The organism is Planococcus sp. VCh962 (assembly GCF_057748275.1).
This window is the reverse complement of the sequence record NZ_JBYLHS010000001.1, coordinates 1,023,605-1,048,414: the sequence shown is the minus strand read 5'-3', so window position 1 is coordinate 1,048,414 and position 24,810 is coordinate 1,023,605. Positions and strand designations below refer to the sequence as shown.

Sequence of the window (24,810 nt, the reverse complement as noted above, 5' to 3'; positions counted from 1 at the left end):
GTATGCGGTATGAAGGGCGCCCAGCGCTCTTTTTCTATGATTATTGACAGATGGACGCGTTAACAGTACGATTATAAGAAGAAGAAAGTACGAACAGATGTTTGTTGGAGGGAACTTAATGGCAAAAACAAAAAACACGGCATACAACGAAGAAGCGATTCAAGTACTCGAAGGCCTAGATGCCGTTAGAAAACGCCCGGGTATGTACATTGGCTCGACCGACACTAGAGGGCTTCACCATTTGGTCTATGAAATTGTCGATAACTCCGTCGATGAAGCGCTTGCCGGATTCGGTGACCGCATCACGGTCACGATCCATGAAAACAATAGCATCAGCGTCCGGGACTACGGCCGGGGCATGCCTACGGGAATGCACCGCAGCGGCAAGCCGACGCCTGAAGTCATCTTGACCGTGCTGCATGCCGGCGGCAAATTCGGGCAAGGCGGCTACAAGACAAGCGGCGGACTTCACGGAGTCGGCGCTTCTGTGGTCAACGCCTTATCCAAATTCCTGGAAGTGACCATTTTCCGCGACGGCAAAAAATACCGCCAGCGCTTTGAAAACGGCGGCAAGCCGGTCACGACGCTCGAAGAAATCGGTTCAACGAAAGAAAGCGGCACCATCATCCATTTCCTGCCGGATGATACGATTTTTTCGACCACCAAATACAATTATGAGACGCTCAGTGAACGTTTGCGGGAATCCGCGTTCCTGTTGAAAGGCTTGAAAATCGAGCTGATCGACAAACGGACTGATACGGAAGAAACGTTCTTTTTCGAAACGGGGATTGAGGCGTTCGCCGCATATTTGAACGAAGAAAAAGATGTGTTGCATCCAGTGGCCTATATCGAAGGGCAGCAAGACGAAATGGAAGTGGAATTCGCGTTCCAATTCAACGACGGCTATTCCGAGACGATTTTATCGTTCGTCAACAACGTCCGCACACGTGACGGCGGGACACACGAAACCGGTGCCAAAGCAGCCATGACGCGTGTATTCAACGATTATGCACGAAAAATCAACTTGCTGAAAGACAAAGACAAAAACTTGGAAGGCTCGGATATCCGCGAAGGATTGGCCGCAATCGTATCCGTCCGCATTCCGGAAGGGCTTTTGCAGTTTGAAGGCCAGACGAAAAGCAAGCTCGGCACCAGTGAAGCGAGAAGCATCGTCGATTCGGTCGTTTCCCAGAAACTGATGTACTTTATGGAAGAAAATGCGGAACTCAGTGCATCGCTGGTCCGCAAAGCCATCCGCGCATCCCAGGCACGATTGGCTGCCCGGAAAGCCCGTGAAGACGCGCGAAACGGCAAGAAACGGAAAAAATCGGACGTCTTGCTGTCCGGCAAATTGACGCCGGCGCAGTCCCGGAACGCTTCGAAAAACGAATTGTACCTGGTCGAGGGGGACTCGGCCGGCGGTTCGGCGAAGCAAGGGCGCGACCGCACCTTCCAGGCGATTTTGCCGCTCCGCGGGAAAGTCGTCAATACCGAAAAAGCGAAATTGGAAGACATCATGAAAAACGAGGAAATCTCGACGATCATCCACGCCATCGGCGGAGGGGTATCGGCTGATTTTTCCATCGATGACATTGCCTACAACAAAATCATCATCATGACCGATGCCGATACGGACGGCGCGCATATCCAAGTGCTGCTGCTGACGTTCTTCTACCGCTACATGAAGCCGCTGATTGAAGCGGGCAAGGTGTTTATCGCCCTGCCGCCGCTTTATAAAGTGTCCAAAGGCGTGGGCAAGAAAGAAGTCATCGATTACGCTTGGACTGAAGCGGATCTTGAAGCATCGACGAAAAAAGTCGGCAAAGGCTATATGCTGCAGCGCTATAAAGGGCTCGGGGAGATGAATGCGGACCAGTTATGGGAAACGACCATGAACCCGGAAACCCGCACATTGATCCGCGTGACGATTGAAGACGGCGCCCGCGCTGAACGCAGAATCACGACCTTGATGGGCGATAAAGTGGAACCGCGCCGCAAATGGATTGAAAACAACGTCGACTTCGGAATGGAAGAAGACGGCAATATTTTAGAAAATGATTTGATTCATGCTGAGGAGGAAGTTGTATGACACAAACCGAACGTTTTCAAGATCTGCCCTTAGAAGAAGTCATCGGCGATCGGTTTGGGCGTTACAGTAAGTACATCATCCAAGACCGTGCACTTCCGGACGCGCGCGACGGGCTGAAGCCCGTTCAGCGCCGGATTTTGTATGCGATGTATAAAGAAGGCAATACGAACGACAAAGCGTTCCGGAAATCGGCTAAAACCGTCGGTAACGTCATCGGTAACTACCATCCGCACGGCGACAGTTCCGTATACGAAGCGATGGTACGGTTGAGCCAGGACTGGAAAATCCGCCATATGCTGATTGAAATGCACGGCAATAACGGGTCGATGGACGGCGATTCGCCGGCAGCGATGCGTTATACCGAAGCACGGCTGTCCGCGATTTCCGGTGAATTGCTGCGCGACATTGACAAACGCACAGTGGAATTCATCCCGAACTTCGACGATTCCGATATGGAGCCGACAGTGCTTCCGGCCGGATTCCCGAATTTACTGGTCAATGGCTCTACCGGGATTTCCGCTGGTTATGCCACCGATATCCCTCCGCATGCCCTGCATGAAGTGCTTGATGCGGTGCTGATGCGCATGGATAAGCCGGAAGCGACAGTGGACGAATTGATGACGGTCATCAAAGGCCCGGATTTCCCGACGGGCGGCATCATCCAAGGCGTCGATGGCATCAAAAAAGCCTACGAAACCGGCAAAGGGAAAATTGTCGTCCGCTCCAAAGCGGAAGTGGAGCCGCTCAAAGGCGGAAAAGAGCAAATCGTCATTACGGAAATTCCGTTCGAAGTCAATAAAGCGACGATGATCAAGAAAATCGATGACCACCGTTTTGACCGGAAATTGGAAGGCATCTCGGAAGTGCGTGATGAATCGGACAGAACCGGTCTGCGCATTGTCATTGAACTGAAAAAAGACGTGGATGCCAATGGCATTTTAAATTATTTATTCAAAAATACGGATCTTCAAGTGAGCTATAACTTCAATATGGTCGCTATCTACAAACGCCGCCCGACGATGATGACGCTGCCGTCATTGCTTGATGCGTACATTACCCACCGCAAGGAAATCATTACGAAACGGTCGGAGTATGATTTGCAAAAGGCCAATGACCGCATGCACATCGTGGATGGCTTGATAAAAGCCTTATCGATTCTGGATGAAGTGATCAAGACCATCCGGGCATCAAAAGACAAACGGGATGCGAAAAACAATTTGATCACCGCTTTCGCTTTTTCTGAAGCGCAAGCAGAAGCGATTGTTTCTTTGCAATTATACCGATTAACAAATACCGACATCACCGACTTGAGAAATGAAGCGGCGAGCCTGAAAAAACTGATCGACGAATTGACCGGCATTTTAACCAGTGCAACAAAACTGAAAAATGTCATCAAGAAAGAGCTGGCTGCCGTACGCAAACAATTTGCTGAGCCGCGCCGCTCTGCCATTGAAGAAAAAATCCAGGAAATCACCATTACCCGTGAAGTCATGATTCCAAGTGAAGATGTGGTTGTAACGGTGACAAAAGAAGGGTATGTGAAACGCACCAGCCCGCGTTCCCATGCCGCGTCAAATGGCCAGGACTTCGCCATGAAAGATACGGACCACCTGCTGTTTGAAGGCAATTTGAATACCCAGAACACGATTTTGATCTTTACTACGAATGGGAACTTTGTGTATCAGCCGGTTAACGAATTGCCGGACATCAAATGGAAAGACCTTGGCCAGCATTTATCGAGCATCGTGCAGCTCGAACCGAACGAGTCGGTTTTGGCTGTGTATCCGTTTGAGAACTTTGAGGCAGATGCCAGCATTTTGACGGTTTCCAAACACGGCTTAGTGAAACGTTCCGCCTTAAAAGATTATCAAGTGCAGCGCTATTCGAAGACGATCAAGACGATGAACTTGAAAAATGGCGATACGATGATTTTTGCAGGGCTCGTGACCAACGAAACGGAGCTGTTCATTGCCACTAACCAGGCATACGCCGTCCGCTTCCCGATGGAAGAAGTGCCGATTACCGGCTTGCGTACAGCGGGCGTTAAAGGCGTGAACTTGAAAGAAGGGGACTTTGCCGTCTCTGCGATCATGCTTGATTCGGAAGAAAAGCAGGATCTGATTCTGGTGACTCAGCGCGGAGCCGCCAAGAAAATGAAGCTGCAGGAATTCGAAACAGGCAGCCGGGCAAAACGCGGTGTCGTGATGCTGCGCGAATTGAAAGCTAACCCTCACCGTGTAGTGGCGGTGGTCAGCACGACTGGAAAAGAAGAAGAAATACTGATTGAAACGGCGAAAGGCGTCCGGTTGACGCTAGCTGTCAACACCTTAAAGCCGGTTGACCGTTATTCGAACGGCTCATTCGTCCTTGATGAAGGAACGGACGGCACACCGGTCACCGTTTACCGATTAGAGAAAAAAGAATAAGAGACATTCGTAACTCCTGATAGGGAAGTGCATAGACTGCAGACAGCTTGAATTTCTCAAGCTTGCCTGCAGTCTTTTTTATTGTGCAAAAGTTGCCTGGGCACTGAATGGGCTTGGATTTAAGTGAATACAATTTACTAATAAGCAAGTTCTTATATATTTAATAAATAAATTATGTAAACATAAAAACAGGTATACAAAAATTATCGATCGCTCCAGTTTTCGCTAATATAAGTAATATCTTATATTATAAATAAATTAATTATGTAAACAAAATATTAATAATTACCCTTTTGTTATAATGAATTTAACAAGCGGTGCGCGCCGCAATTTGATTTCAGTCAATGCATGATAGATAACGTAAAACAACCAATAGGAGGGGGAGAATGAAGGAACAAATTCGAACATATTTTGAGGGGCTGGAGTCACCCGACAAAGAAATTCAATACCAATCTTATAACAACATTATGGCGATTACACAAAAAGAAGTGGACTGGGCTTATGCAGTTTGGGATGACTTAATGGAAAGCCTGACCGATTCAAACAATCATAAAAGATCGCGGGCAGCACAGTTCCTATCTCAATTAGCCATCAGCGATCCGAAGAACAGGGTAGTGGCCGATTTTCCTGCGCTATGGGCAGTTACTAAAGATCCGAAATTCGTCACAGCCAGACATGCGCTACAGTCCATTTGGCGAGTCGGGTTAGCTGGGGACGAGCAGATGGGGCTCGTTGTAGCTCACTTTGCGGAGCGTTTTAAAAATTGTACAGCAGAAAAAAACTATACATTGATCCGGTTTGATATCATCCAAGGCTTAAGAAAATTATTCGATGAAACCGGAAAAGCGGAAATCAAGGAAACCGCGCTCGGCTTAGTGGAGTTGGAAGCAGACAGCAAATATAAAAAGAAATACGCAGCCGTCTGGAGAACAGCTTAAAGAGTTAACGGCTTTGGCAAAATTTGCGGATGATTCTTTCGCATGGCAGAGTGACGGAAAGTTAGCTCGATCTAAAAGATTGAAATTCGAGGGGGCACACAGTGAGAAGATCGACATTGCTTAGCTTTTTACTCATCTTAATTTCTTTTGGTGTATATTTTCGAATGATCGCCCCGCTGCTGGAATCCCATAGATGGCTGGCATTCCTTGTTTTCCTGCTGATATGGATGGCAGTCAGTTCCTTTCATCAAGCCATAGCGGGGCGATTTGAGGTTCTGGATAAGCGGCTTGATCCACAACTCAGTGTCTGGCTCGTATGCGGCTTATTGATTTTTATTCCGTTGCTGATCGTTTCACTGGGTTAGTAATTCCTGCTATTGCATACTTGCTTATAAATTGAGAAAAAACGCTTTTCCAAATGGAATCGCGTTTTTTTATGTTTATCGAATTGGAAAACTGATATTGATTCATGACTGCTGTGCAACATCAGATAGATGTAAAGAATTTTCGTTGGAAGCCGCCTGATAAAGTTCAACTCAACTGCAGCACGCTGACCCGGATCCAGCTGGTGTAAGGATTTGCACCGGAATTGGACGGCTTGAGCAGACGCCGGTCTCCGGCAGCTTCAACTCCACCCGTTTTGCCGCTTCGGTGTCGCCGCTTAAGTGCGCCACAACTGACCGGACTTGTTCGTAACCGGTCGCCATCAGAAATGTCGGAGCCCGGCCATAGCTTTTCACACCGACGATATAGAAATCTTTCTCCGGCTGCCGCAGTTGCTGTTCCCCGTGCGGCCGGACCGTTCCGCAGCTATGCACGTTCGGATCGATCAGCGGAGCAAGCGCCGGTACGCTTTCAAGCGCCGGGTCGAAACTGTAGCGAATTTCACGAAGAAAGGAAAAATCCGGTTTGGAGCCGGTATTCGCAATGATTTCATCAAATGGGCCGAGTTCCACGGAGCCGCCGTTTTGATTGGCGATCAAGGTGATGGAGCCATTGTCCTTCGTTTTGTAAGAGTCGATGGTTGTGGACGCATGGGCTTCAATGTCTCCATTTGCGATGATACTGCCCACGCGGCTGCCAAGCGCTCCGCGTTCCGGCAGCTGATCGTTGCTTCCGCCGCCAAGTGCACTTGCCGCATTTGGCCGGCGGAAGAGCCAGGAAATCGCAGTAGCTGGAGAATCGTTTTTAACCGCCACCAAATCGAGAAGAGAGTTTAAAGCGGAATGTCCGCTTCCCACAACCGCAACACGTTTATGTTCAAAACGCTTGCGTTCGGATCCGAGAAGATCCGGAATGCCGTAATGGATATGCGCATTGGCCGGTTCAGGCATGCCCCCTGAAACAAGGGGATTCGGCTGCTGCCAAGTCCCGGTCGCATCGATCACCGCTCTGGCAAGGAAAGTGCGGAGACCATCGTCTTGCTGCACCACCAGTTCAAATGGGCGCGCATGGCGGCCTTCCGTTTTGACTTTATCAAAGCCTTTTCGACCGACGTGGAGCACTCGGCTGGTCAAGTGAATAAACGGCTTGAGCTCCGGCAATCGGCCAAGCGGCTGCAAGTACTGCTCTATAATATCCCGCCCATAAGGGAGCCGGTTGGGGTCGGGAAGGGGGACGCCGTGTTTTTCCATCAATTCTTTTGCCGCTTCGTCCATATTGTACTGCCAAGGCGAAAACAAACGGACATGGCCGTAATCCAGAAAATTGGTGCCGAGCTGTACTCCTGATTCGACTAACAGAAAAGATTGGCCCCGTTTCACCAATTGCGCAGCGGCGGCCATGCCAACCGGGCCTCCACCGATAATGGCGACCGGTAATCGAGTTGTTTCCATAACCATCACTCCTTCATCAATTTTTTTTGATTAATCGTTTTAAAGAAAAGCCATCCCGGTTAACAAGATGGATGGATGATGCGGCAGATTTCATTGGACAAGAGCCGGTCCATTTCCTGGCTGTTCAAGGAGTAATAACTCCAAGTTCCGCGGGTTTCCTTATGCAGCAGTTCGGCATTCAGCAAAATCTTCAAGTGATAGGAAAGTTTCGATTGCGGAATGTCCATTTCCTCCACCAAGTCGCACACGCAGACAGAACCTTTCGTGCAAATCATATTAAGCAGCTCCAGCCGCTTCGGATCAGCCAGCGCCTTGAACTTTTGGGCATAGAGATCGAAGTCCCGAGCGGAAGCGACCTGTTCAATGCCAGCACTCATAACTACCCCTGCTTTCTATTAATCAAATTTATTTGATTTAATCATACATGGAATTAAACAAAAACACAATCGTTTTCAGAAAATTAACTGAATACGTTGAATGTAATAAAAAGAAAGGATAAGGTAAGAAAAGAAAGAGCTGATTTTATGGAACACCACAGAAGCATGGAGGTGGAATATGAAAGACAAAGTACAAGAAGTCTATAACCAGCTGGCCGACTATTATGCCAACGAAGCAGACCAAACAAGCCTTTACAATACCGAATACGAACGGCCGGCCATGCTGGCGCAAATGCCGCCGGGCTTAAAGAACCTTAGCGTTCTGGATGCCGGCTGTGCCGCCGGCTGGTATACCGAGCAATTGGTGAAACGCGGAGCCCGTGTAACCGCGGTTGATCTGAGTCCCGAGATGGTCAATGTGGCCAAGAAGCGGATGGGGGACCAAGCGAATGTGCTGTGCGCCGACTTGGCAGCGGACTTGCCGTTTGAGGACCGCTCTTTTGATTGGGTCATCAGTTCATTGACACTCCATTACCTGCAGGACTGGAGCACAACGTTTCAGGAATTCAAACGGATCCTGAAGCCGGGAGGTAGGCTGCTGTTTTCGGTCCACCATCCATTTACGGATATCGGGCTGCTGCCAGAAGCCAATTATTTTTCCACCGAGTTGATCACCGATCACTGGGAAAAGTCAGGGAAGGCTTATGAAGTCCTCTTTTACCGCCGGCCGCTTAGCGTTATTTTGAATCAAACGCTTGAACACTTTTCCGTCCAGGAAATCATCGAACCGAAGCCGACGCTGAAATTTAAAGAGTTGGCCCCTGAAAGTTACGGGCGGTTGATGAAAAAACCTAATTTCTTGATCATCAAAGCAGCCGTCAAGTGAAGAAGAAACAGCTCCCGGACAGTATTTCTTGGAAAGCGGACAGTATTGTGATTGAAACGGACAGTATTTCCCTTTTTGGATCGTTTGACTAAAAAAAGGCGCTCACTAAGAGGGGCATCTCTTCGCGAACGCCTTCATGACAAGCTTATTTCACAATCCCGATCGCAAATCCATCATAGCCTTTGCTGCCGACCGTCTGCATGACCGTGCCATCGATCAGCGTTTCATCCGCCATCAGTTCCATGAAGTCGCGCATCGCTTTGCCGTTTGGATCCTCGGTATCTAGAACACGGCCGCCGCGGACGACATTGTCGGCAATGATGACCGTGCCCGGCCGGGAATATTCGATGGACCATTTAAAATACTCAGGATAACTCGGTTTATCGGCGTCAATGAAGATCAAATCGAAATGCGTCCAGCCTTTTGATTTGAGCGACGGCAAGGTGTCGATTGCCGCTCCTTCGATCACTTCGATTTTTTCGGACAATCCAGCGTTGTGGATATTTTCACGCGCCACTTTGGCATGGGCATTTTTGTACTCAAGCGTCACAAGGCGGCCGTCTTCCGGCAATGCGCGTCCCATCCAGATGCTGCTATAGCCGCCGAGTGTTCCGATTTCCAGAACATTTTTGGCGTTAGCCAGTTTCACCATCAGTTTCAGAAACTTCCCTTGATTTGGAGACACATCGATTCCCGGCAAGCCGGAGTCGAAGTTGTTTTGGTGCACCGCTTCCATCACAGGATCTGAATTGTGAAGCTTTTCCGAGAAATAATCATCCACATCGTTCCAAATTTTTTCTTTCATAAAGGCCTCCTGATTTTTAGACTTAAGCATTTCAAAACGGAAAGCAGCTGAATGGCTGTCTTTTTTGCCTCGCTTCATAAATCAAGCAGTAAGAGGATAAAAGAAAAAGCTGCTCAAAACAAATCCGATACAGTTACTATATATTAATTTTTCTGATAAATAAAACAGCCACTGGTTCAGCCGGAAAACTTATGCGGAAACGTGATTTTAAGGATGGTTCCTAATTGGGCTCGTCCATTCAATCTGGAGTATTCTTGGGTTTATAAAAGCTTGTTAGAAGGAATAAAGAAAAAACAATTCATCGGCTGCTGGCAGTTCCGGAACAGTAGATAAGAAACACACGGAATAAATAGCGGGAGGAGAGATCTAATGCCACACATCAAACAAGTCGCTCTTGTCACAGGCGCGAATCGGGGTATTGGCTATGAGTTGGTGAAACAACTGGCATTGAACGGCTTCAAAGTCATTTTGACCAGCCGGGATGCTGAAAAAGGCCAGAAAGCCGCTCAAAAACTTCAGGAATCAAACCTGGATGTTTCGTTCGTAGTGATGGATGTCGAAGAAAAGGAAAGCATTCGCCAAGCAGCAAGCGCGATAAATGAGCAATTCGGCAGATTGGATGTATTGGTCAACAATGCGGGCATCTATTTGGACGAGCGTGAAAAGTTATTGACCATGGACCCTGCCATTCTGGAAAAAACGATGACGACAAACTTTTTCGGGGCATACTATGTGATGCATTTCTTTCTGCCGCTGATGAAAAAGCATGGCTATGGAAGAATCATCAATATTTCTTCAGGCTATGGAGAACTGCGAGAGATGGCTGTTCCGGGAGTAGGCGCCTACAAACTCTCCAAACTTGCTTTAAACGGATTGACGCAATTGGCCGCTGCAGAGATCAAAGGAGATATCAAGGTTAATGCAGCCTGTCCAGGCTGGGTAAGTACAGATATGGGGGGACCTTCGGCTCCGAGAACCCCTAAGCAGGCAGCCTCGTCCATCCTGTGGCTATCGACGATCGGCCCGGATGGTCCCAATGGAGGGTTCTTCCGGAATGGCAGACAAATCGACTGGTAACCGGCAAGTGGCACGGTATTCTTTATTCGGTGACTTAGACTTAAGGCAGTTAACGGGTATCACCTATCCAATGGAAGCGTGAAAAGAGGGCGATTTGGCAGCTGGAGTCCATGCAGTGCTTGGTGTAGTCAGCGGTTTAGCAAGTAATCATCAGAAACCGCTATTAAAATAAGAGGAGAAAAATGATGGCTGCAACAGATAAAGAAGTGGAGATTCATTATATAGCGAACGACAGTATGAGGAAATCAAGCGATGGAAATGCGATGGCAGGCTTTATGAACAAGAAGGCCATTGAGCAGGCCAGGGAATTCCATAAGAGCTTCCCCGAGTATAACGTAACGCCCCTTCACAGTTTAGCCGGGTTGTCGAAGCATTTAAAAGTCCGCAACATATGGGTAAAAGACGAATCTTACCGTTTCGGCCTTAACGCTTTTAAAGTGTTGGGCGGTTCCTATGCACTTGGCAAATACCTGGCAGAAAAATTGAATGTCGATATTACAGAATTATCGTTTCAAAAATTAAGAAGTAACGAAGTGAAAAAGCAACTTGGAGACATCACTTTCGTGACAGCAACGGATGGCAATCACGGACGAGGCATTGCTTGGGCCGCAAACCAGCTCGGACAAAAATCAGTCGTCTTCATGCCGAAAGGGTCTTCGCCAATAAGAGTGGACCATATACGGAAAGAAGGCGCGGAAGCCTTTGTGACCGAACTGAATTATGACGACACCGTCAAGCTGGCCAGCCGGATGGCGCAAGAAAATAGCTGGGTGTTGGTGCAGGACACGGCTTGGGAAGGCTATGAAAAGATTCCGACTTGGATCATGCAAGGCTATGGGACGCTCATGGACGAAGCGTTGGAACAGATGGCCGAAACCGGCGTTGACCGGCCGACTCATGTGTTTTTGCAAGCCGGTGTCGGCTCGTTCGCCGGCAGCATGCTCGGCTGCCTGGTGGAAAAGTATGGCGATGAACGGCCGGTTACAGTGATTGTCGAACCGGACCAAGCGGCATGTTTATACAAATCGATAAGGATAGGAGATGGAAAACCGCATGCAGTAACCGGGGCTTTAGATACGATTATGGCCGGATTGGCTTGCGGGGAACCCAGTACCGCTTCGTGGGGCGTTTTAAAAGAGTATGCGGAGTTCTTTGTTTCGTGTCCGGATTCTGTGGCAGCGCGGGGCATGCGGATTCTCGCCAACCCATTAAGCTCTGACCCTCGCATCATCTCAGGCGAATCCGGTGCAGTCGGAATGGGATTGCTTAGTTTATTGGCTGAAAATGCAAACCTTAGTGAAATGAAAAAAGAGTTGAAGTTGAACCGGAATTCCAAAGTTCTGATCATCAGCACAGAAGGGGATACGGATCCCGACCATTTTAGAAAAGTGGTGTGGGCCGGTGCCTATCCGACTGTGTAATGGTAAGACGAAAAAGAATGAAGAAAAAGTTAAGTTTGCCTTTTGCTGCTTATAGAAGAGGTGCCACTAAACAAAGAAATTTTCTATAAAGCTGACTGTGAGGCGAAAACCGGACATTGTACCGCGTTTCTGCCGGTTCTTGCATCCAAAGAAAAACACTTCTCGCTGACTTCTTGGCATTTCCATGCCTGATTCGCAGCGAAAAGTGTTTTATTTCGTGATGTTTTCAGGATGGGACCCATCAGCCGGCTGTAAGGAATGCGGATTAATGGAGTATGATCATCTAATTCTCAACACGCAGCTGTTCATTCGTAAAGTGGGCATCGATGCCGGGCAGGATAAAAGGAATCGCTGATTTGATGAAGTCTTCCGGCGCAACGTTCTTTGAGTTTCTTTTCCACTCCACAGAAGCGCCGTAAATTCCCCAGCTCAACATCACCGCCGCCACTTTAAGCGCTTGCTCTTCTTCAGCCGGCCGCTGTTTCACCAGCATCTTATAGAAGATATTTTCAAGCTGCTCCCGGATGATCCGAGCGATGGTATCTTCGTAGCCTCTATGGCATCGGGTGGATAAGGACAATTGGAAATTGGTGATGGCTTTGAAAACGTGGACCAGCGCTTCTGCATTCAAGGCGTTGTTCTGATAATACTCAGCGCCCAAATTGACGGACCATACTTCCAATAAAGCCTTTTCCAGTAAATCGTAGATATCGTCAAAATGATAATAGAAAGTCGCACGGTTGATCATCGCCTTGGAGGTAATATCCTTTACGGTGATGTCTTTGAATTCCTTTTCTCCTGAGAGGTCAATGAACGAATCCATGATGACTCTGCGCGTGCGCAAAACCCGGGGATCTGTTTTTGATTGCGTCATGTTTTCTTCACCTACTTTTCATACAGTTTCTCATATGTGTTGCATAAGCGACAAATCTGCCTATCTATTGGTATGGGTTAAATCCATTATGGCTTAAGATGGATTTGTAAGGCAAATAAAACAGAGCCGCTTAGAAAATACAATCTTTATTTAAAAAAAGAAATGAGGGAAAAGAATTGAAAAACAATAACAACATGATGTGTGATTTAGAAACAGGTGTATGCGGAGTGGCAGGAGAAGAAGAAATGGAGATCATTGATTTGAATCAGCCAAAAAAATCGATTACCTTGTATTATGTAACAGATCCAATCTGTTCGCATTGCTGGGCCATCGAACCGGTGCTTCGCCGTTTCACCGAGCAATACGGCGACCATTTCAAATTTCAAACGGTAATGGGCGGATTGCTGGAAAAATGGCATGACGGACCGATCGACCCGGCAAACGGAATCTACAAACCAGCCGACGTTGCGGGCCATTGGAGAGAAGTCGGGGAACACTCAAGAATGCCGATTGACGGGTCGTTGATGATTGATAACCCAGTCCAGTCATCGTATCCGCCTTCCCGCGTGTTCAAAGTGATCCAGGAAAAACATGATGAAGCAAAAGCCAATGAATATCTGCGCCGTGCACGAGAAGCCCTTTTCGCTTTCAATCAAAACATTTCAGATCAAGCGGTCCTAATTGACATCGTCAATAAAATGGGCCTTGACGGAGAAGCCATTGTAGCGGAAGCGGAGCAGCCACGCGGCCAGCAATTACTGAATGAAGACTTCAGCCTGGCGAGAAGCATAGGCGCGAGAGGTTTCCCGACGATTATCATGGTCAACGAAGAAAACAAAGGCGTGAAACTTGTCGGAGGCCGTCCATTTGAGTCTTATGTCGATGGCTTGAAACAGGTCCTGAACCAAGAAGAACTGCAAGCCAAGCAGCAGCCGTCGCTTTCACGCTTGCTTGAAAAAGAAGAACTGCTGTTTTCCAAAGAAATTGAAGTCATGTACGATGTGGATTCAACCGGGATCAATGCCTTTATTGAAAAAGAACTTTCACCAGGCCGCTATGAAGCGAAGGAAATCCTGGGAGAATCTTATTTTACAGCGATCAAATAACGAGGAGGAAAAGAACATGGCTTTTATCGCACAAGTGGATTTCAAAATGGATGGACCTTTCGGAGATGAAATGGCAGTTGGATTTTCCGAATTAGCGAAAAGCATCAACGAAGAACAAGGGTTCATCTGGAAAATCTGGACAGAAAGCCCCGAAACTAAGGAAGCCGGAGGAATCTACCTTTTCGAAACAAAAGAAGCAGCGGAAAAATACGTGGAAATGCACACGAAGAGACTCGCCGGTTTTGGCATAACGGGTGTAAACGCCAAAATCTTTGCGGTGAATTCGAAACTTACTGAGATTAATAGCGGTCCAGTGAAATAATAGCGAATGTAAAATATCTTTTGTAAAAAAGCAATAAGAAACACGGATGATATAAACTGAAATCTATGTACTGACAGAAGTTACATGAAAGCAGGATTGCCAGTAAGAAAAAAGAGAAAGCGGCTGAATTTAAGAACTCATTTGTTCGTAAAAGTACAAGTGAAATAGCGAACGTTCGTAAAGTGTTTTAGGACCTTTACGAACGTTTTTATTTTGGGCTTTTGTATGGTTTTGGAGCGTTCGTTAATGTGTACTTTTACGAACGCTTTTATCTTCAAAGCTAAAGAACACTTACTATCAAGCTATTAAGCAGTTCACTAAATCAAGCTCAGTTCAAGTTCAACGAATGATATGAGTTGTTTTTTCTATTAATAAAGAGTAACATGTATACCATTGAATCGAGAAGGGAGGTAAAGGTCTTGGAAACTGTATTTATGAAAGCAATGTTGTTAAAAGGATATTGGCTACTTGAGGATGTGCTTACTATGGGACAAGTCTGCCCTTTTTTAAGCCAACTTCATACTAAAACAGTGACCAAAGGCATTTAACCTCCTTATTTATACAACTCATGATAAAACGCAGTCCTGTGAATCTTTACTAATCACAGGACTATTTTATTTTAAGGCGCCGGGTCTATCTCGGCGCCTTTTTTGTGTTGGAGTAAAAAAAGCTGAGGGGTTAATCAGAAAAAATTCATAATAAATTTAGAATAAAGAAGGTTAAAAAATGTTATTGCAAATGAACAGTATAAGTAAAAGCTACGGAGTAGAAACAGTGCTTTCAAATATTTCAATGAAAATTGAACCGGGAGAACGCATTGGCTTAGTAGGGGTCAATGGTGCAGGGAAAACAACCTTATTAAAAATTATTGCAAAAGAAATTCCCTATGATAGTGGCGAACTATATGTAGGAAGGGAAACAAGGATCGGATATTTGCGGCAGAATAGCGGACTGAACTTCGGAAACACGATAGAGGCCGAAATGCGAAGTGTTTTTTCTAATTTGATAGAGACTGAACAAGAGCTTCGATCGTTGGAGGCAAAAATGGGTGAACCGGCTCTGTTGGACGATCCTGAGCAATTTGAAAAAACCTTGAATCGGTACACTGAAAAATCGGAGTGGTTCATACAGAATGGCGGCTATGAATTTGAAGCGAAAATCCGAAGCATTCTGAACGGAATGGGATTCGTGGAGACTTCACAAGAGACCCTGATCGATCATATGAGCGGTGGCGAAAAAACAAGGCTGGCGTTAGCCAAAATATTGCTGCAACAACCAAACTTTCTCATATTGGATGAGCCGACAAACCATTTGGATTTCGCTACACTGGCTTGGTTGGAAGGCTATCTGCAATCCTATCCAGGTGCCATTTTAGTGGTTTCCCACGACCGTTATTTCTTGGATTCACTTGTTACCGTGATTTATGAAGTGGAACGAACAACAGCGACTCGTTATACAGGGAACTACTCAAAATTTGTGGAGACGAAGGAAAAAGAGCGGGAGCTTCAGAAAGAAAAATATGTGGCACAGCAAAATCAACTGGAACAGATGGAAGATTATGTGCGCCGAAACATTGCCGGCGCCACCTCTTCAAAAAGTGCAAAAAACAAACGGAAACAAATTGAGCGGCTGGAACGAATTGAAAAACCTACTGAAGAGCTAAAGCGTACAAGCATGTCCTTTTCAGTAAACAGAGCATCTCACAAAGAAGTTTTGCGAGTGAAAGACGTAGCGATAGACATTGTCGTAGAAGACGATGAAAAACCACTGTTAAAAGATATTAATTTCCAACTGTTTCGTGGCGATAAAGTTGCCTTGGTTGGTGCCAATGGAATTGGGAAGTCAACGCTGGTCAAGACGTTACTTGGGAAGTTTACGCAAAAAAGTGGAACAGTTGCCTGGGGCGATCGGGTGGAAATTGGTTATTATGATCAAGAACAGGGTGATTTGCAGCCGAACAACACGATTTTAAACGAAGTATGGGGAGGTTTCCCGCATATTGATGAACCAAAAGTACGCGCGGTATTAGGGAACTTTCTTTTCTCTGGCGAAGATGTATTTAAACCGATTTCTGCTCTCAGCGGTGGTGAAAAAGCGCGTGTGGCCTTGTCAAAGCTGATGCTGAAGCAAGCCAATGTGTTGGTAATGGACGAGCCGACCAACCACCTGGATTTATTCAGTAAAGGTATTTTAGAAGACGCGATTGCAAATTACGACGGGACACTGTTTTTTATTTCTCATGACCGGTACTTCCTGAATAAATTAGCTGGCAAGGTGTTGGAGCTGACGCCAACAGGAGCGAATATGCACCTCGGGAATTATGATGACTTTAGCAGAAGAGCCTGATTCTTCCGGAGCAGGATCCCGCTTTCAATGTCTTTGTTTTCGAACGTGGAGTTAGTCTTCTTTTGGCCAGGCAATTGAACTTGTCTCCGGAGCTATTACCAATTGCAGTTCACTTTCGCAGAAGGGGTGAGGTATATGTAAATTAATTTTTATAAACTTCATCTCATTAATTTCCAGGCTTATGTTTGGATGAGATGAAAATCTATTATTGTAATGAATTGCCGTAAGGAAGAAGATGCAAGTCATATAAAAGGAGCGAATATACTTATGAAAATTAAAGCTGCAGTCACCCCGGAAACAGGAAAAGTTTTTGAAATCAAGGACGTTGAATTGTCTGAACTTGGTTCGAAAGATGTGTTGATAAAAGTAATGGCCTCCGGAATTTGCCATACGGATGTTTCTGGAAGAGACACAGGCATGGTCAATCCGCCCTCAGTTCTTGGGCATGAAGGCGCTGGAATCGTGGAAGAGGTCGGGTCTGAAGTTAGTGGCCTGCAAAAAGGAGATCATGTGGTTGTCTCCTATGCAAGTTGCGGCGAATGCGATCATTGTGTAGGCAACCACCCTTCCCATTGCCGGCATTATGGTGAACTGAATTTAAATAGCCATATCGATCAAGACACCAATCAATTGGTTGCCAGATTCTTTGGCCAATCTTCATTTGCAACATATTCACTTGTTAATCAAAGAAACGTTGTGAAAATTGATCCGGACATGGACTTAGCTTTAGCAGCTCCACTAGGTTGCGGCTTACAAACAGGAGCTAGCTCTGTTCAGAATGTGCTCAAGCCGGAAGCGGGCAGTTCGATTGCGGTATTTGGAGTCGGAGCCGTTGGATTAAGTGCAATCATGGCGGCTAAAATTGCCGGTTGCGAAAACATTATTGCGGTTGACCTCCATGAGAACCGCTTGGAACTCGCTGAAGAGTTGGGGGCCACAGCGACAATAAAAAGTGGCAAAGATGTCGATATTGCTGAAAAGATCAAAGAAATTACGGGGGCAGGGGTGCAGCATGCGTTTGATACGACTGGAGTCAACATGGTCATCGAACAAGCCGTCGCCTCGTTAGATATTTTCGGAAAACTGGTTACGGTCGTTACGGACGGCAGTCTGACTATCCCTTTTGCCGCCTTGGCCCTAAAAGGGAACAGTATTATCGGAACCAGCCAAGGCGATGCCATTCCGCAAACATTCATTCCGGAAATGATTTCTTACTATAAAAATGGACAATTTCCATTTGACCGGATGGTGAAATTCTATGAATTCGAGGACATCAATAAGGCCTTTGAGGAATCAGAGAATGGGTCGGTTATCAAACCGGTTTTAAAAATGAATCACTAAATTCTGAATGTACGAAATGGAAATGGGAAATGCACCTTTCAAGCAGTGTAAAGCTGTTTGAAAGGTGCTTTCTTTTACTCTTCGGTATTCATTAATGCAACACTAGTAAAAACTTATATAATAGAAATTAGTTCCTGTGCGTGAATAAAGGGCGATATTGAAGTGGACTTAAATTGGTTTACATATCATGAATTATCAGAAGGTGCTTGAATAAAAAAGGGAGAGAGTACGCTGGAAAAACAGCTCTTCTCTCCTTTTTGATTCGGAAACGTGTACTTTTATGAACACTCTACTTCAGGGTTATTGCAATGGACGGGGGGCTGATTTTTAGTACTCTGTTTTTCAATAAAGATTTCTTCTTCACCTATTGAAAGAGATTACTTCAAAAGTTAATATAATGAGTTGCATAATTTACTCCTTAATATTATTAATATTCTTAATAATTTCGGTAAAATACAGGTGATATACATAAAGAAGGAGGAAGCGATAATGTTGCAGCCTACTAATTAAGAAGTTAATGAAGAAGATAATGAAGAAATTAAAAAGTTAAATCATACATTAGATAAAGTAATTGAGGGAGAAACTAAAGCAAAAAGGTTTCCGACACCTCTTGCAGAAATTAGACAGTAATCCTATTAGGTCTTTGAGCCATTCACTGAAATAAGTGTTATTTATCTCCCCAATAAATGCTTTATATTTGGTTTTCTTAATGTAAATTATCGGTATAAAATGACAGCTTATCATCCTGTAGCACATTTTTGATGGCCAAAAATCGTTATAAAGTTGCGTTAATCCAGCTTGACTAAGATCAATTAAACTATTGAGATAACTATTGTCTATCAAGAGCTGAATGATCAATTTTCTTCTAGTTGATTTGAAGCTTTTTCTGTAAAAATTCAATCCATTTGCGGGTGGCCAGCGATAGATAGCTGTCTTTTTTCCACGCGATGCCGATTTCCCAAGTCACTTGAGGGGCGACAATTGGCATCACTTCAATGCCTTTATGTTTAACGGTGATTTTTGTCAGGGTGCTTTCGGGTAAGATGGCAATGCCCATGTTAAATGACAGCAGCTCCAAAATAAATTTCCACTGGGAAGTCTCGCAAATGATCTCCGGTTCAAAGCCGAGTTGTTGGGTTTGCCGCATAATCATTTGATAGACATCGAATTCTTCACGGAACATAATGTACTTTTCCTTTTTCAAGTCACTCCAAGTTACTGATTCCCTGTGGGCAAGTTTATGGCTTTTGTGTACCAAAAGCTTAAGGTCGCCTTCCAAAAAAGGGAATGACTCCAAAACTTCATCAGTCGGCAAACTAGCAACTACCAAATCCAATTCTGCATTGAGCATGGCCTTCTTCAAATTAACTGCGCTGTCTTCCACGAATGTAATATTGATGTTCGGATACAAACTGTAAAACTCCGCCATGATTTCCGTGATGATTTCGGTTCCTACAGAAGTGAAAATGCCCATTTTTATGGACCCATTCAGCCCACTTTTGATATCAGCCAATTCTTCGTGGAAATTTGACAGTGAGTTTGAAATGTTCTTGCTGTAATCGAACAGCAAGCGGCCAGCATCTGTCAGTTCAAGTTTCCGCGTAGTTCGGATGAGTAGTTTCATATCCAGTTCTTTTTCAAGATCTTTCACGACATTGCTGATGGTCGGCTGGGAAACAAATAAGTGCTCTGCTGCTTTCGAAAAACTGCCGTGTTTCACAATTTCCGAAAAATATTGAATCTGTCTTAATTCCATTAGTTCGCCTCACTTATTAATTTCGCAAATAAATGTTATAAAATTTATGTATTATTATTATAAAACATTGCGGATTATAATGGTAATGAAAAGGTCAGACTTCTTCAAAGGTCTTAGGGTATACAAAATAAAAGTTTAGTAAAAAGGAGAATATTTATCGTGGGTACAATCGGCATATTAATTGCGATTGCTTTAATCGTCACTTTAGCAGTGAAAGGTTATAGCATCGTGTTCATAGCACCCTTAGCTTCAATTGTGGTGATTGTAACAAACGGCATGGATTTCTTTCCTTCCTTAGTAGGAAATGAAAGTTCGTTTATGACCGGATTAGCAGGGTTTATAATAAATTACTTTGCAGTATTTTTATTGGGAGCCATTTTAGCGCAGTATATTGAGAAGAGTGGGGCAGCCCAATCAATCGCGCAAAAAGTATTATCCATTACAGGAACGCAAAAACCTTTTTCTGTATTGGTTGCCATTTTAGTAATAAGCGGAATTTTAACATACGGCGGAATCAGTTTGTTTGTTGTATTGTTTGTTGTAATTCCATTATCGAAACCGTTATTTAAAGAGCTTAATATCGGATGGAACTTAGTGGTTATTCCGATATTTGTAGGAATCGGAACGTTTACCATGACGATGATGCCGGGCACTCCTTCCATTCAAAACGTTGTCCCAACAAAATACTTAGGGACGACATTAATGGCTGCACCATTAATGGGGATTGCCGCATCACTGGTCGCAATCACTGTCGGAATTGTCTATATGAGATATGCGTTGAAACAGAGCATTGCAGCCGGCAATACATTTGCTCCTTACGAAGATGAAAAGGAAGAGTCACTTGCTTTGAAAGAAAACATTCCTTCTTTCATCGTAAGTATCTTACCGATCCTCCTATTAATCGTCATTATCTTTATAGGCAGTGCGATGAAAGTGGATAACATCGTATTGATCGGCTTGGGTGCTGCAATTTTGGCTGCAGCGGTACTGTTTCATCGATACATTCCTTCGCACAAAACAGCACTTAGCCTAGGTGCGAATGGGTCTATTACCCCTATCTTCTTTACGTCCTCGGCAGTTGCATTTGGTGTGGTGATTACAATGGCGCCCGGATTCAAAGTGATTTCAGATGCCATTTTGGGAATTCCCGGAAATCCATTAATCAGCTTAACGATTGCTTCAGCCGCACTTGGAGCAATTACGGGTTCATCATCAGGTGGCCTCGGAATTGCGATGGAAGCTTTTGCACAGACTTATTTGGATATGGGTGTGAATCCTGATGCCATGCACCGCATTTCTGCCATTGCATCGTCAGTCTTGACCGGATTGCCACATGCGGGTGCGGTTTTATCACTGTTCGCATTGGCGGGATTGAATCATAAAAATTCATTTAAATATGCATTTGTGAGCATGACATTGCCAATCTTGATTGCATTGATTGTGGCATTGGCAATGGGTATTGCACTTTATTAACAAATTCACTGGGGAGAAAGTTTTGAGTCTCTCTCCAGTGTAAATGATAAATATAAGAAAAGAATATAAAAATGGAGGGTACTAATGATGAAAACAAATCGTACAGTATTGATCACGGGTGCTGCGCAAGGTATCGGTTATGCAATCGCAGAAGAATTCATTGCCATTGGTGACTTCGTAGCCATCTTTGACATTAATGAAGAAGCAGCTATCGCAGCAGCAGAAAAATTAGGCAATGCAAAAGGCTACAAAGTAAACGTCGCTGACGAAACTTCAGTTAAAACGGCCATCGATACCGTGATTGCTGAACGTGGATCTGTAGACGTTGTTGTCAACAACGCAGGTCTACAGTTCATCTCGAAAACAGAAGATTTCCCAGTAGAAAAGTGGGATTTATTAAACGATGTGATCTTAAAAGGGACATTCTTAATGACGAAACACTCTTTAAAATCTATGCAAGCTCAAAACTTCGGTCGCATCATCAACATCGTATCTGCTCACGGACGTATTCCTGATGCTTATAAATCAGCTTACTGTGCTGCTAAAGCAGGACAGACTGGTTTTACTAAAGTTGTCGCTTTAGAAAACGCGACAAACGGCATCACTTGCAACGCAATTGAGCCAGGTCCAGTACGCACTGAGTTGATCGAAAAACAAATTCCGGTATTAGCTGAAAAAGACGGCACTACTGAAGAAGAAGCAGTAGCACACCATATCTTAGGTAAACAATGGATGAAACGTCTACTTGAACCATCTGAAATCGGCAAGACTGCTGTCTTCTTAGCTTCAGAAGGTGCTGCTGCTATTACAGGTGAATCGATTCCTGTAACTGGCGGAATGTAAGACTTTATAATTTAAACCAAAAAGGCGCACAGTGAGAATAATTACTGTGCGCCTTTTTGCTTGTCTATTTTACTTCGATTCATACAGAAAAAGGGAAACCATGAAACTTTAAAGTTTTAAACTCTCTTAATAGAAAAGGTTTTATCTTGTAATAATATAAGTGCGTACGTTCAATCGCCTCTTGTATATATAAAGTTAACAAATGAAGGATATAAAAATATTTATTACTATTATAAACCGCTTTAGCATACAATAAAAAAATATACAAAATGCAAAAAAAATATATGACTTCAAGGAAAATTTAATAAAGAAACTTTTAAGGAATAGAATTCAAAAAAGAAATGGTTGTGGACATTTGAAGTTTGGCATCTTATCACGTAATGGACGATGCGGCCAATAAAACGTATCCAAGGGAGAAAACGGTTTTATCATGTCTCATTCGGAAAACTTCATGTCAAAGTATATATGGAGGCCTTTTTGATATTTCATTCCCGTCCGTTATAGTAGATAGCAAAACACAAAAAACGAGTTTTGTCTGGAACTGTGCCATAACCAATTAAAGCATACCCAGCCTTGACTTAAAGAGGAGATAATTATGGAAATCATACAACCGCTGGGTATTTTGCTGGCGATACTTGTTATTATTGGTCTGGCGATGAAAGGCTACAGCATTCTGGTTGTGGCTCCGTTAGCTTCCGTCATTGTCATTGTGACGAACGGAATGGATATTTTCCCGGCGCTGATTGGGCAGGAAAACTCATTTATGACGGGACTGGCCGGTTTTGTAGTCAACTTCTTCGTTGTGTTTCTTTTGGGGGCCGTTTTGGCCAAATACATGGAAGCCAGTGGCGCTGCCCAATCCATCGCCAAAAAGATTCTGGAGAAGACGGGAACAGAAAAACCGTTTCCTGTCTTGGTCGCTTTGTTCATCATCACGTCGGTCCTCACCTATGGGGGCATCAGCTTATTCGTGGTGATTTTCGTTCTTGTCCCGCTCGCGAAACCGCTGTTTAAAGAATTGGATATTGCTTGGAACTTGATTTCGATTCCGATCATGCTTGGTCTCGGAACCTTTACAATGACCATGATGCCGGGGACGCCGTCCATTCAAAACGTCATTCCGACGACTTATTTGGGGACAACCTTAACGGCAGCGCCGCTGCTCGGGATTATCGGTACAGTGGTAGCCATCGCTTTTGGTCTATGGTATATGCACCGAACGCTGAACAAGAGTCTCGCAAAAGGGGAAACGTTCGGTGACTTTGACGTCAAAGACACCAATGAAGCGGTGAAAACTGACATTCCCTCTTTTTTGATGAGCATTTTGCCGATTGTTATCTTGATCGCCATCATCTTGACCGGCAGCGCGTTGGCAATACCGAATATCATTCTAATCGGCTTGACGGCTGCTATTGCGGTTTCAGCCATTGCGTTCAATAAATTCATCCCTGTGCAAAAAGCAGTCCTCAACGAAGGGGCAGCTGGATCCGTGATGCCGGTAATCGTCACTGCAGCAGCGGTGGCATTCGGAGTGGTCATTACACAGGCTCCGGGTTTCACGTATATTTCCGAAATGATTTTAGGCATTCCGGGCAATCCGTTGGTCAGCCTCTCCGCTGCCGCCGGAATCTTTAGTATTGTAACCGGATCTTCATCAGGTGCCATCGGCATTGTAATGGAAGCCTTCTCGCAAGACTATTTGGCAATGGGAATCGATGCCGCTGTCATCCACAGAGTGACCGCAATCGCTTCATCGGTATTCACCATCATGCCGCATACTGGCGTCGTGCTGACGTTCTTTGCCTTGACCGGCCTAACGCATAAAAACGGATTGAAATACATGTTCATTGTCATGACCGTCAGTAATTTGCTCGCATTGGCCGCCGTCATCCTGGCATCGATCTTGTTATATTGAAACGCTATTTAGAAATACTTTAAAAGGGTATAACAATGATTAAAATTAGAGATTTTAGAGATGTATTCCTTACTTCTGACAGTGCAGGTGCACCATCACAGGAGAAGAAATCGGCACAGCAGGCGGAATCTAAACAAGCCACTATCCATTTCCAGGTTTAATAGAACACAAGAGAAACCCCAGAGGTTGGTCATCAACCTCTGGGGTTTTTTCGTTTTTATTCAGTTTTTCATTGAGAGGCCCTTTATGAGAGGAGGAGGAAATCAATTATAAATCTTTTATTTTATTAGAAAGATGAATACCAGCTTCTTCAATTATTCGGACGTTTGCTTGGATCTGTTTTTTCGTACCGATGATTTCTAAGGCAGCTATTGTTTCGTTTTTATGGTTTTTCACTGGTACAGCAAGAGAGGAAATGCCATAGCGGTTATCGCCGTGGCTTTCAATGTAACCGGTTGAATGCAATTGAGCGTGCAGTTTTGCAACAGTTGCTTGTTCTTGAATAAGTTCCGGGATATCGGTATCCCTTTTACTTAATAACAATACTTTTCCAGCGCTGGAATCAAGAAAAGAACATTGTTTTCCAGTGTAATAAAACTTGCTGAAAAGGGGATTGTCTACTTCAATCGCATTTAGATAAAAAGTAGACTCTTGAAAAATAATAGCTAGTGCGGATGATAAATTCGTCCTCGAGGAAATTTGTTTTAGGATGTCTTGTGACAGCTGGAATAGTTCCGAGTTATTAAGGGTTACAGACTCTAATACACGAAGGGAAATACCCAGCCGGTATTTATTGGAAAGAGAGTCTTTGACAACAAATCCTTCTGAGCGCAAAGTTGTCAGCAAGCGATGCACTGTACTTGGGGCAATCGATAATTTTTCTGCTAATTCATTCAATTTGTATTCAGGTTTCTCAACTGTAAAAATATTCATCAGCCGAAGGGCATTTTCCAGCGAAGAGTACTTCTCTTTTTGCATGC

22 protein-coding genes are annotated in these 24,810 nt (G+C 44.7%); 16 read left to right on the top strand and 6 right to left on the bottom strand.

The window, feature by feature from the left end:
• The first annotated feature begins 118 nt into the window (after positions 1-118).
• The 4 genes from parE to AC3AQ9_RS05290 all read left to right on the top strand — a co-directional run bounded on the left by parE (position 119) and on the right by AC3AQ9_RS05290 (position 5,818).
• Positions 119-2,089 (top strand): DNA topoisomerase IV subunit B, encoded by a 1,971-nt coding sequence (gene parE / locus AC3AQ9_RS05305; protein ID WP_488306398.1) that lies wholly within the window; start codon positions 119-121, stop codon positions 2,087-2,089.
• Positions 2,086-4,515 carry a DNA topoisomerase IV subunit A gene (parC, locus tag AC3AQ9_RS05300; protein ID WP_488306397.1) on the top strand — a complete coding sequence of 810 codons (2,430 nt, stop codon included), beginning with the start codon at positions 2,086-2,088 and terminating at the stop codon, positions 4,513-4,515. Before parE ends, parC begins: the two co-directional genes overlap by 4 nt.
• 386 nt (positions 4,516-4,901) lie before the next feature.
• A complete protein-coding gene (locus AC3AQ9_RS05295; RefSeq protein WP_488306396.1) occupies positions 4,902-5,453 on the top strand; it encodes a hypothetical protein in 552 nt (183 codons plus the stop codon).
• A 101-nt stretch (positions 5,454-5,554) separates the two neighbouring features.
• Positions 5,555-5,818 carry a hypothetical protein gene (locus AC3AQ9_RS05290; RefSeq protein WP_488306395.1) on the top strand — a complete coding sequence of 88 codons (264 nt, stop codon included), beginning with the start codon at positions 5,555-5,557 and terminating at the stop codon, positions 5,816-5,818.
• A 171-nt stretch (positions 5,819-5,989) separates the two neighbouring features.
• Here the strand turns inward: AC3AQ9_RS05290 and AC3AQ9_RS05285 are convergent, their stop codons facing one another.
• A complete protein-coding gene (locus tag AC3AQ9_RS05285) occupies positions 5,990-7,288 on the bottom strand; it encodes an NAD(P)-binding domain-containing protein (RefSeq protein ID WP_488306394.1) in 1,299 nt (432 codons plus the stop codon).
• Between the two features lie 59 nt (positions 7,289-7,347).
• Positions 7,348-7,665, bottom strand: coding sequence for an ArsR/SmtB family transcription factor (locus AC3AQ9_RS05280; protein ID WP_488306393.1), 318 nt, complete (start codon positions 7,663-7,665; stop codon positions 7,348-7,350).
• Positions 7,666-7,843: 178 nt separating this feature from the next.
• Between AC3AQ9_RS05280 and AC3AQ9_RS05275 the strand changes: the two genes are divergently transcribed.
• A complete protein-coding gene (locus AC3AQ9_RS05275) occupies positions 7,844-8,551 on the top strand; it encodes a class I SAM-dependent methyltransferase (protein WP_488306392.1) in 708 nt (235 codons plus the stop codon).
• A gap of 145 nt (positions 8,552-8,696) precedes the next feature.
• On the opposite strand, the gene AC3AQ9_RS05270 is transcribed toward AC3AQ9_RS05275, so the two are convergent.
• A complete protein-coding gene (locus AC3AQ9_RS05270) occupies positions 8,697-9,356 on the bottom strand; it encodes an O-methyltransferase (RefSeq protein ID WP_488306391.1) in 660 nt (219 codons plus the stop codon).
• A gap of 369 nt (positions 9,357-9,725) precedes the next feature.
• Here AC3AQ9_RS05270 and AC3AQ9_RS05265 point away from each other — a divergent pair, with 369 nt between their 5' ends.
• Entirely contained in the window at positions 9,726-10,433 is a 708-nt protein-coding gene (locus tag AC3AQ9_RS05265) for an SDR family oxidoreductase (protein ID WP_488306390.1), read from the top strand.
• A gap of 182 nt (positions 10,434-10,615) precedes the next feature.
• Positions 10,616-11,854 (top strand): diaminopropionate ammonia-lyase, encoded by a 1,239-nt coding sequence (dpaL, locus tag AC3AQ9_RS05260; protein ID WP_488306389.1) that lies wholly within the window; start codon positions 10,616-10,618, stop codon positions 11,852-11,854.
• Positions 11,855-12,137: 283 nt separating this feature from the next.
• Here dpaL and AC3AQ9_RS05255 read toward each other — a convergent pair whose 3' ends face one another.
• Positions 12,138-12,728: a TetR/AcrR family transcriptional regulator gene (locus AC3AQ9_RS05255; RefSeq protein WP_488306388.1), complete on the bottom strand. Its 591-nt coding sequence runs from the start codon at positions 12,726-12,728 to the stop codon at positions 12,138-12,140.
• Positions 12,729-12,922: 194 nt separating this feature from the next.
• On the opposite strand from AC3AQ9_RS05255, the gene AC3AQ9_RS05250 reads away from it, so the two are divergent.
• The 5 genes from AC3AQ9_RS05250 to AC3AQ9_RS05230 all read left to right on the top strand — a co-directional run bounded on the left by AC3AQ9_RS05250 (position 12,923) and on the right by AC3AQ9_RS05230 (position 17,843).
• Complete coding sequence (locus AC3AQ9_RS05250; protein WP_488306830.1) at positions 12,923-13,834, top strand: DsbA family protein; 912 nt, start codon at positions 12,923-12,925, stop codon at positions 13,832-13,834.
• Positions 13,835-13,850: 16 nt separating this feature from the next.
• The gene (locus AC3AQ9_RS05245; protein ID WP_488306387.1) at positions 13,851-14,156 is read left to right on the top strand and encodes a monooxygenase; all 306 of its coding nucleotides are present in this window, start codon (positions 13,851-13,853) and stop codon (positions 14,154-14,156) included.
• 419 nt (positions 14,157-14,575) lie between these two features.
• A complete protein-coding gene (locus AC3AQ9_RS05240) occupies positions 14,576-14,704 on the top strand; it encodes a hypothetical protein (RefSeq protein ID WP_488306386.1) in 129 nt (42 codons plus the stop codon).
• A 178-nt stretch (positions 14,705-14,882) separates the two neighbouring features.
• The gene (locus AC3AQ9_RS05235) at positions 14,883-16,502 is read left to right on the top strand and encodes an ABC-F family ATP-binding cassette domain-containing protein (protein WP_488306385.1); all 1,620 of its coding nucleotides are present in this window, start codon (positions 14,883-14,885) and stop codon (positions 16,500-16,502) included.
• Between the two features lie 267 nt (positions 16,503-16,769).
• Positions 16,770-17,843 (top strand): NAD(P)-dependent alcohol dehydrogenase, encoded by a 1,074-nt coding sequence (locus tag AC3AQ9_RS05230; RefSeq protein WP_488306384.1) that lies wholly within the window; start codon positions 16,770-16,772, stop codon positions 17,841-17,843.
• Positions 17,844-18,708: 865 nt separating this feature from the next.
• Here the strand turns inward: AC3AQ9_RS05230 and AC3AQ9_RS05225 are convergent.
• The gene (locus tag AC3AQ9_RS05225; protein ID WP_488306383.1) at positions 18,709-19,599 is read right to left on the bottom strand and encodes a LysR family transcriptional regulator; all 891 of its coding nucleotides are present in this window, start codon (positions 19,597-19,599) and stop codon (positions 18,709-18,711) included.
• A gap of 159 nt (positions 19,600-19,758) precedes the next feature.
• On the opposite strand from AC3AQ9_RS05225, the gene AC3AQ9_RS05220 reads away from it, so the two are divergent.
• The 4 genes from AC3AQ9_RS05220 (at position 19,759) to AC3AQ9_RS05205 (ending at position 23,991) form a co-directional block, all read left to right on the top strand.
• Entirely contained in the window at positions 19,759-21,072 is a 1,314-nt protein-coding gene (locus tag AC3AQ9_RS05220) for a GntP family permease (RefSeq protein ID WP_488306382.1), read from the top strand.
• Between the two features lie 84 nt (positions 21,073-21,156).
• Positions 21,157-21,915 carry a 3-hydroxybutyrate dehydrogenase gene (locus AC3AQ9_RS05215; RefSeq protein ID WP_488306381.1) on the top strand — a complete coding sequence of 253 codons (759 nt, stop codon included), beginning with the start codon at positions 21,157-21,159 and terminating at the stop codon, positions 21,913-21,915.
• Between the two features lie 595 nt (positions 21,916-22,510).
• A complete protein-coding gene (locus tag AC3AQ9_RS05210; protein WP_488306380.1) occupies positions 22,511-23,830 on the top strand; it encodes a GntP family permease in 1,320 nt (439 codons plus the stop codon).
• Between the two features lie 35 nt (positions 23,831-23,865).
• Positions 23,866-23,991 carry a hypothetical protein gene (locus AC3AQ9_RS05205; RefSeq protein WP_488306379.1) on the top strand — a complete coding sequence of 42 codons (126 nt, stop codon included), beginning with the start codon at positions 23,866-23,868 and terminating at the stop codon, positions 23,989-23,991.
• 106 nt (positions 23,992-24,097) lie between these two features.
• Here AC3AQ9_RS05205 and AC3AQ9_RS05200 read toward each other — a convergent pair whose 3' ends face one another.
• A complete protein-coding gene (locus AC3AQ9_RS05200; protein WP_488306378.1) occupies positions 24,098-24,808 on the bottom strand; it encodes an IclR family transcriptional regulator in 711 nt (236 codons plus the stop codon).
• Between the last annotated feature and the right edge of the window lie 2 nt (positions 24,809-24,810).

Coding starts and splice junctions, on each gene's coding strand:
- AC3AQ9_RS05285 (WP_488306394.1), bottom strand. CDS start 7,288: ATGGAAACAACTCGATTACCGGTCGCCATTATCGGTGGAGGCCCGGTT.
- AC3AQ9_RS05205 (WP_488306379.1), top strand. CDS start 23,866: ATGATTAAAATTAGAGATTTTAGAGATGTATTCCTTACTTCTGACAGT.
- AC3AQ9_RS05245 (WP_488306387.1), top strand. CDS start 13,851: ATGGCTTTTATCGCACAAGTGGATTTCAAAATGGATGGACCTTTCGGA.
- AC3AQ9_RS05265 (WP_488306390.1), top strand. CDS start 9,726: ATGCCACACATCAAACAAGTCGCTCTTGTCACAGGCGCGAATCGGGGT.
- dpaL (WP_488306389.1), top strand. CDS start 10,616: ATGATGGCTGCAACAGATAAAGAAGTGGAGATTCATTATATAGCGAAC.
- AC3AQ9_RS05235 (WP_488306385.1), top strand. CDS start 14,883: ATGTTATTGCAAATGAACAGTATAAGTAAAAGCTACGGAGTAGAAACA.
- AC3AQ9_RS05275 (WP_488306392.1), top strand. CDS start 7,844: ATGAAAGACAAAGTACAAGAAGTCTATAACCAGCTGGCCGACTATTAT.
- AC3AQ9_RS05210 (WP_488306380.1), top strand. CDS start 22,511: ATGGAAATCATACAACCGCTGGGTATTTTGCTGGCGATACTTGTTATT.
- AC3AQ9_RS05255 (WP_488306388.1), bottom strand. CDS start 12,728: ATGACGCAATCAAAAACAGATCCCCGGGTTTTGCGCACGCGCAGAGTC.
- AC3AQ9_RS05225 (WP_488306383.1), bottom strand. CDS start 19,599: ATGGAATTAAGACAGATTCAATATTTTTCGGAAATTGTGAAACACGGC.
- AC3AQ9_RS05270 (WP_488306391.1), bottom strand. CDS start 9,356: ATGAAAGAAAAAATTTGGAACGATGTGGATGATTATTTCTCGGAAAAG.
- AC3AQ9_RS05215 (WP_488306381.1), top strand. CDS start 21,157: ATGATGAAAACAAATCGTACAGTATTGATCACGGGTGCTGCGCAAGGT.
- parE (WP_488306398.1), top strand. CDS start 119: ATGGCAAAAACAAAAAACACGGCATACAACGAAGAAGCGATTCAAGTA.
- AC3AQ9_RS05280 (WP_488306393.1), bottom strand. CDS start 7,665: ATGAGTGCTGGCATTGAACAGGTCGCTTCCGCTCGGGACTTCGATCTC.
- parC (WP_488306397.1), top strand. CDS start 2,086: ATGACACAAACCGAACGTTTTCAAGATCTGCCCTTAGAAGAAGTCATC.
- AC3AQ9_RS05200 (WP_488306378.1), bottom strand. CDS start 24,808: ATGCAAAAAGAGAAGTACTCTTCGCTGGAAAATGCCCTTCGGCTGATG.
- AC3AQ9_RS05250 (WP_488306830.1), top strand. CDS start 12,923: ATGATGTGTGATTTAGAAACAGGTGTATGCGGAGTGGCAGGAGAAGAA.
- AC3AQ9_RS05295 (WP_488306396.1), top strand. CDS start 4,902: ATGAAGGAACAAATTCGAACATATTTTGAGGGGCTGGAGTCACCCGAC.
- AC3AQ9_RS05230 (WP_488306384.1), top strand. CDS start 16,770: ATGAAAATTAAAGCTGCAGTCACCCCGGAAACAGGAAAAGTTTTTGAA.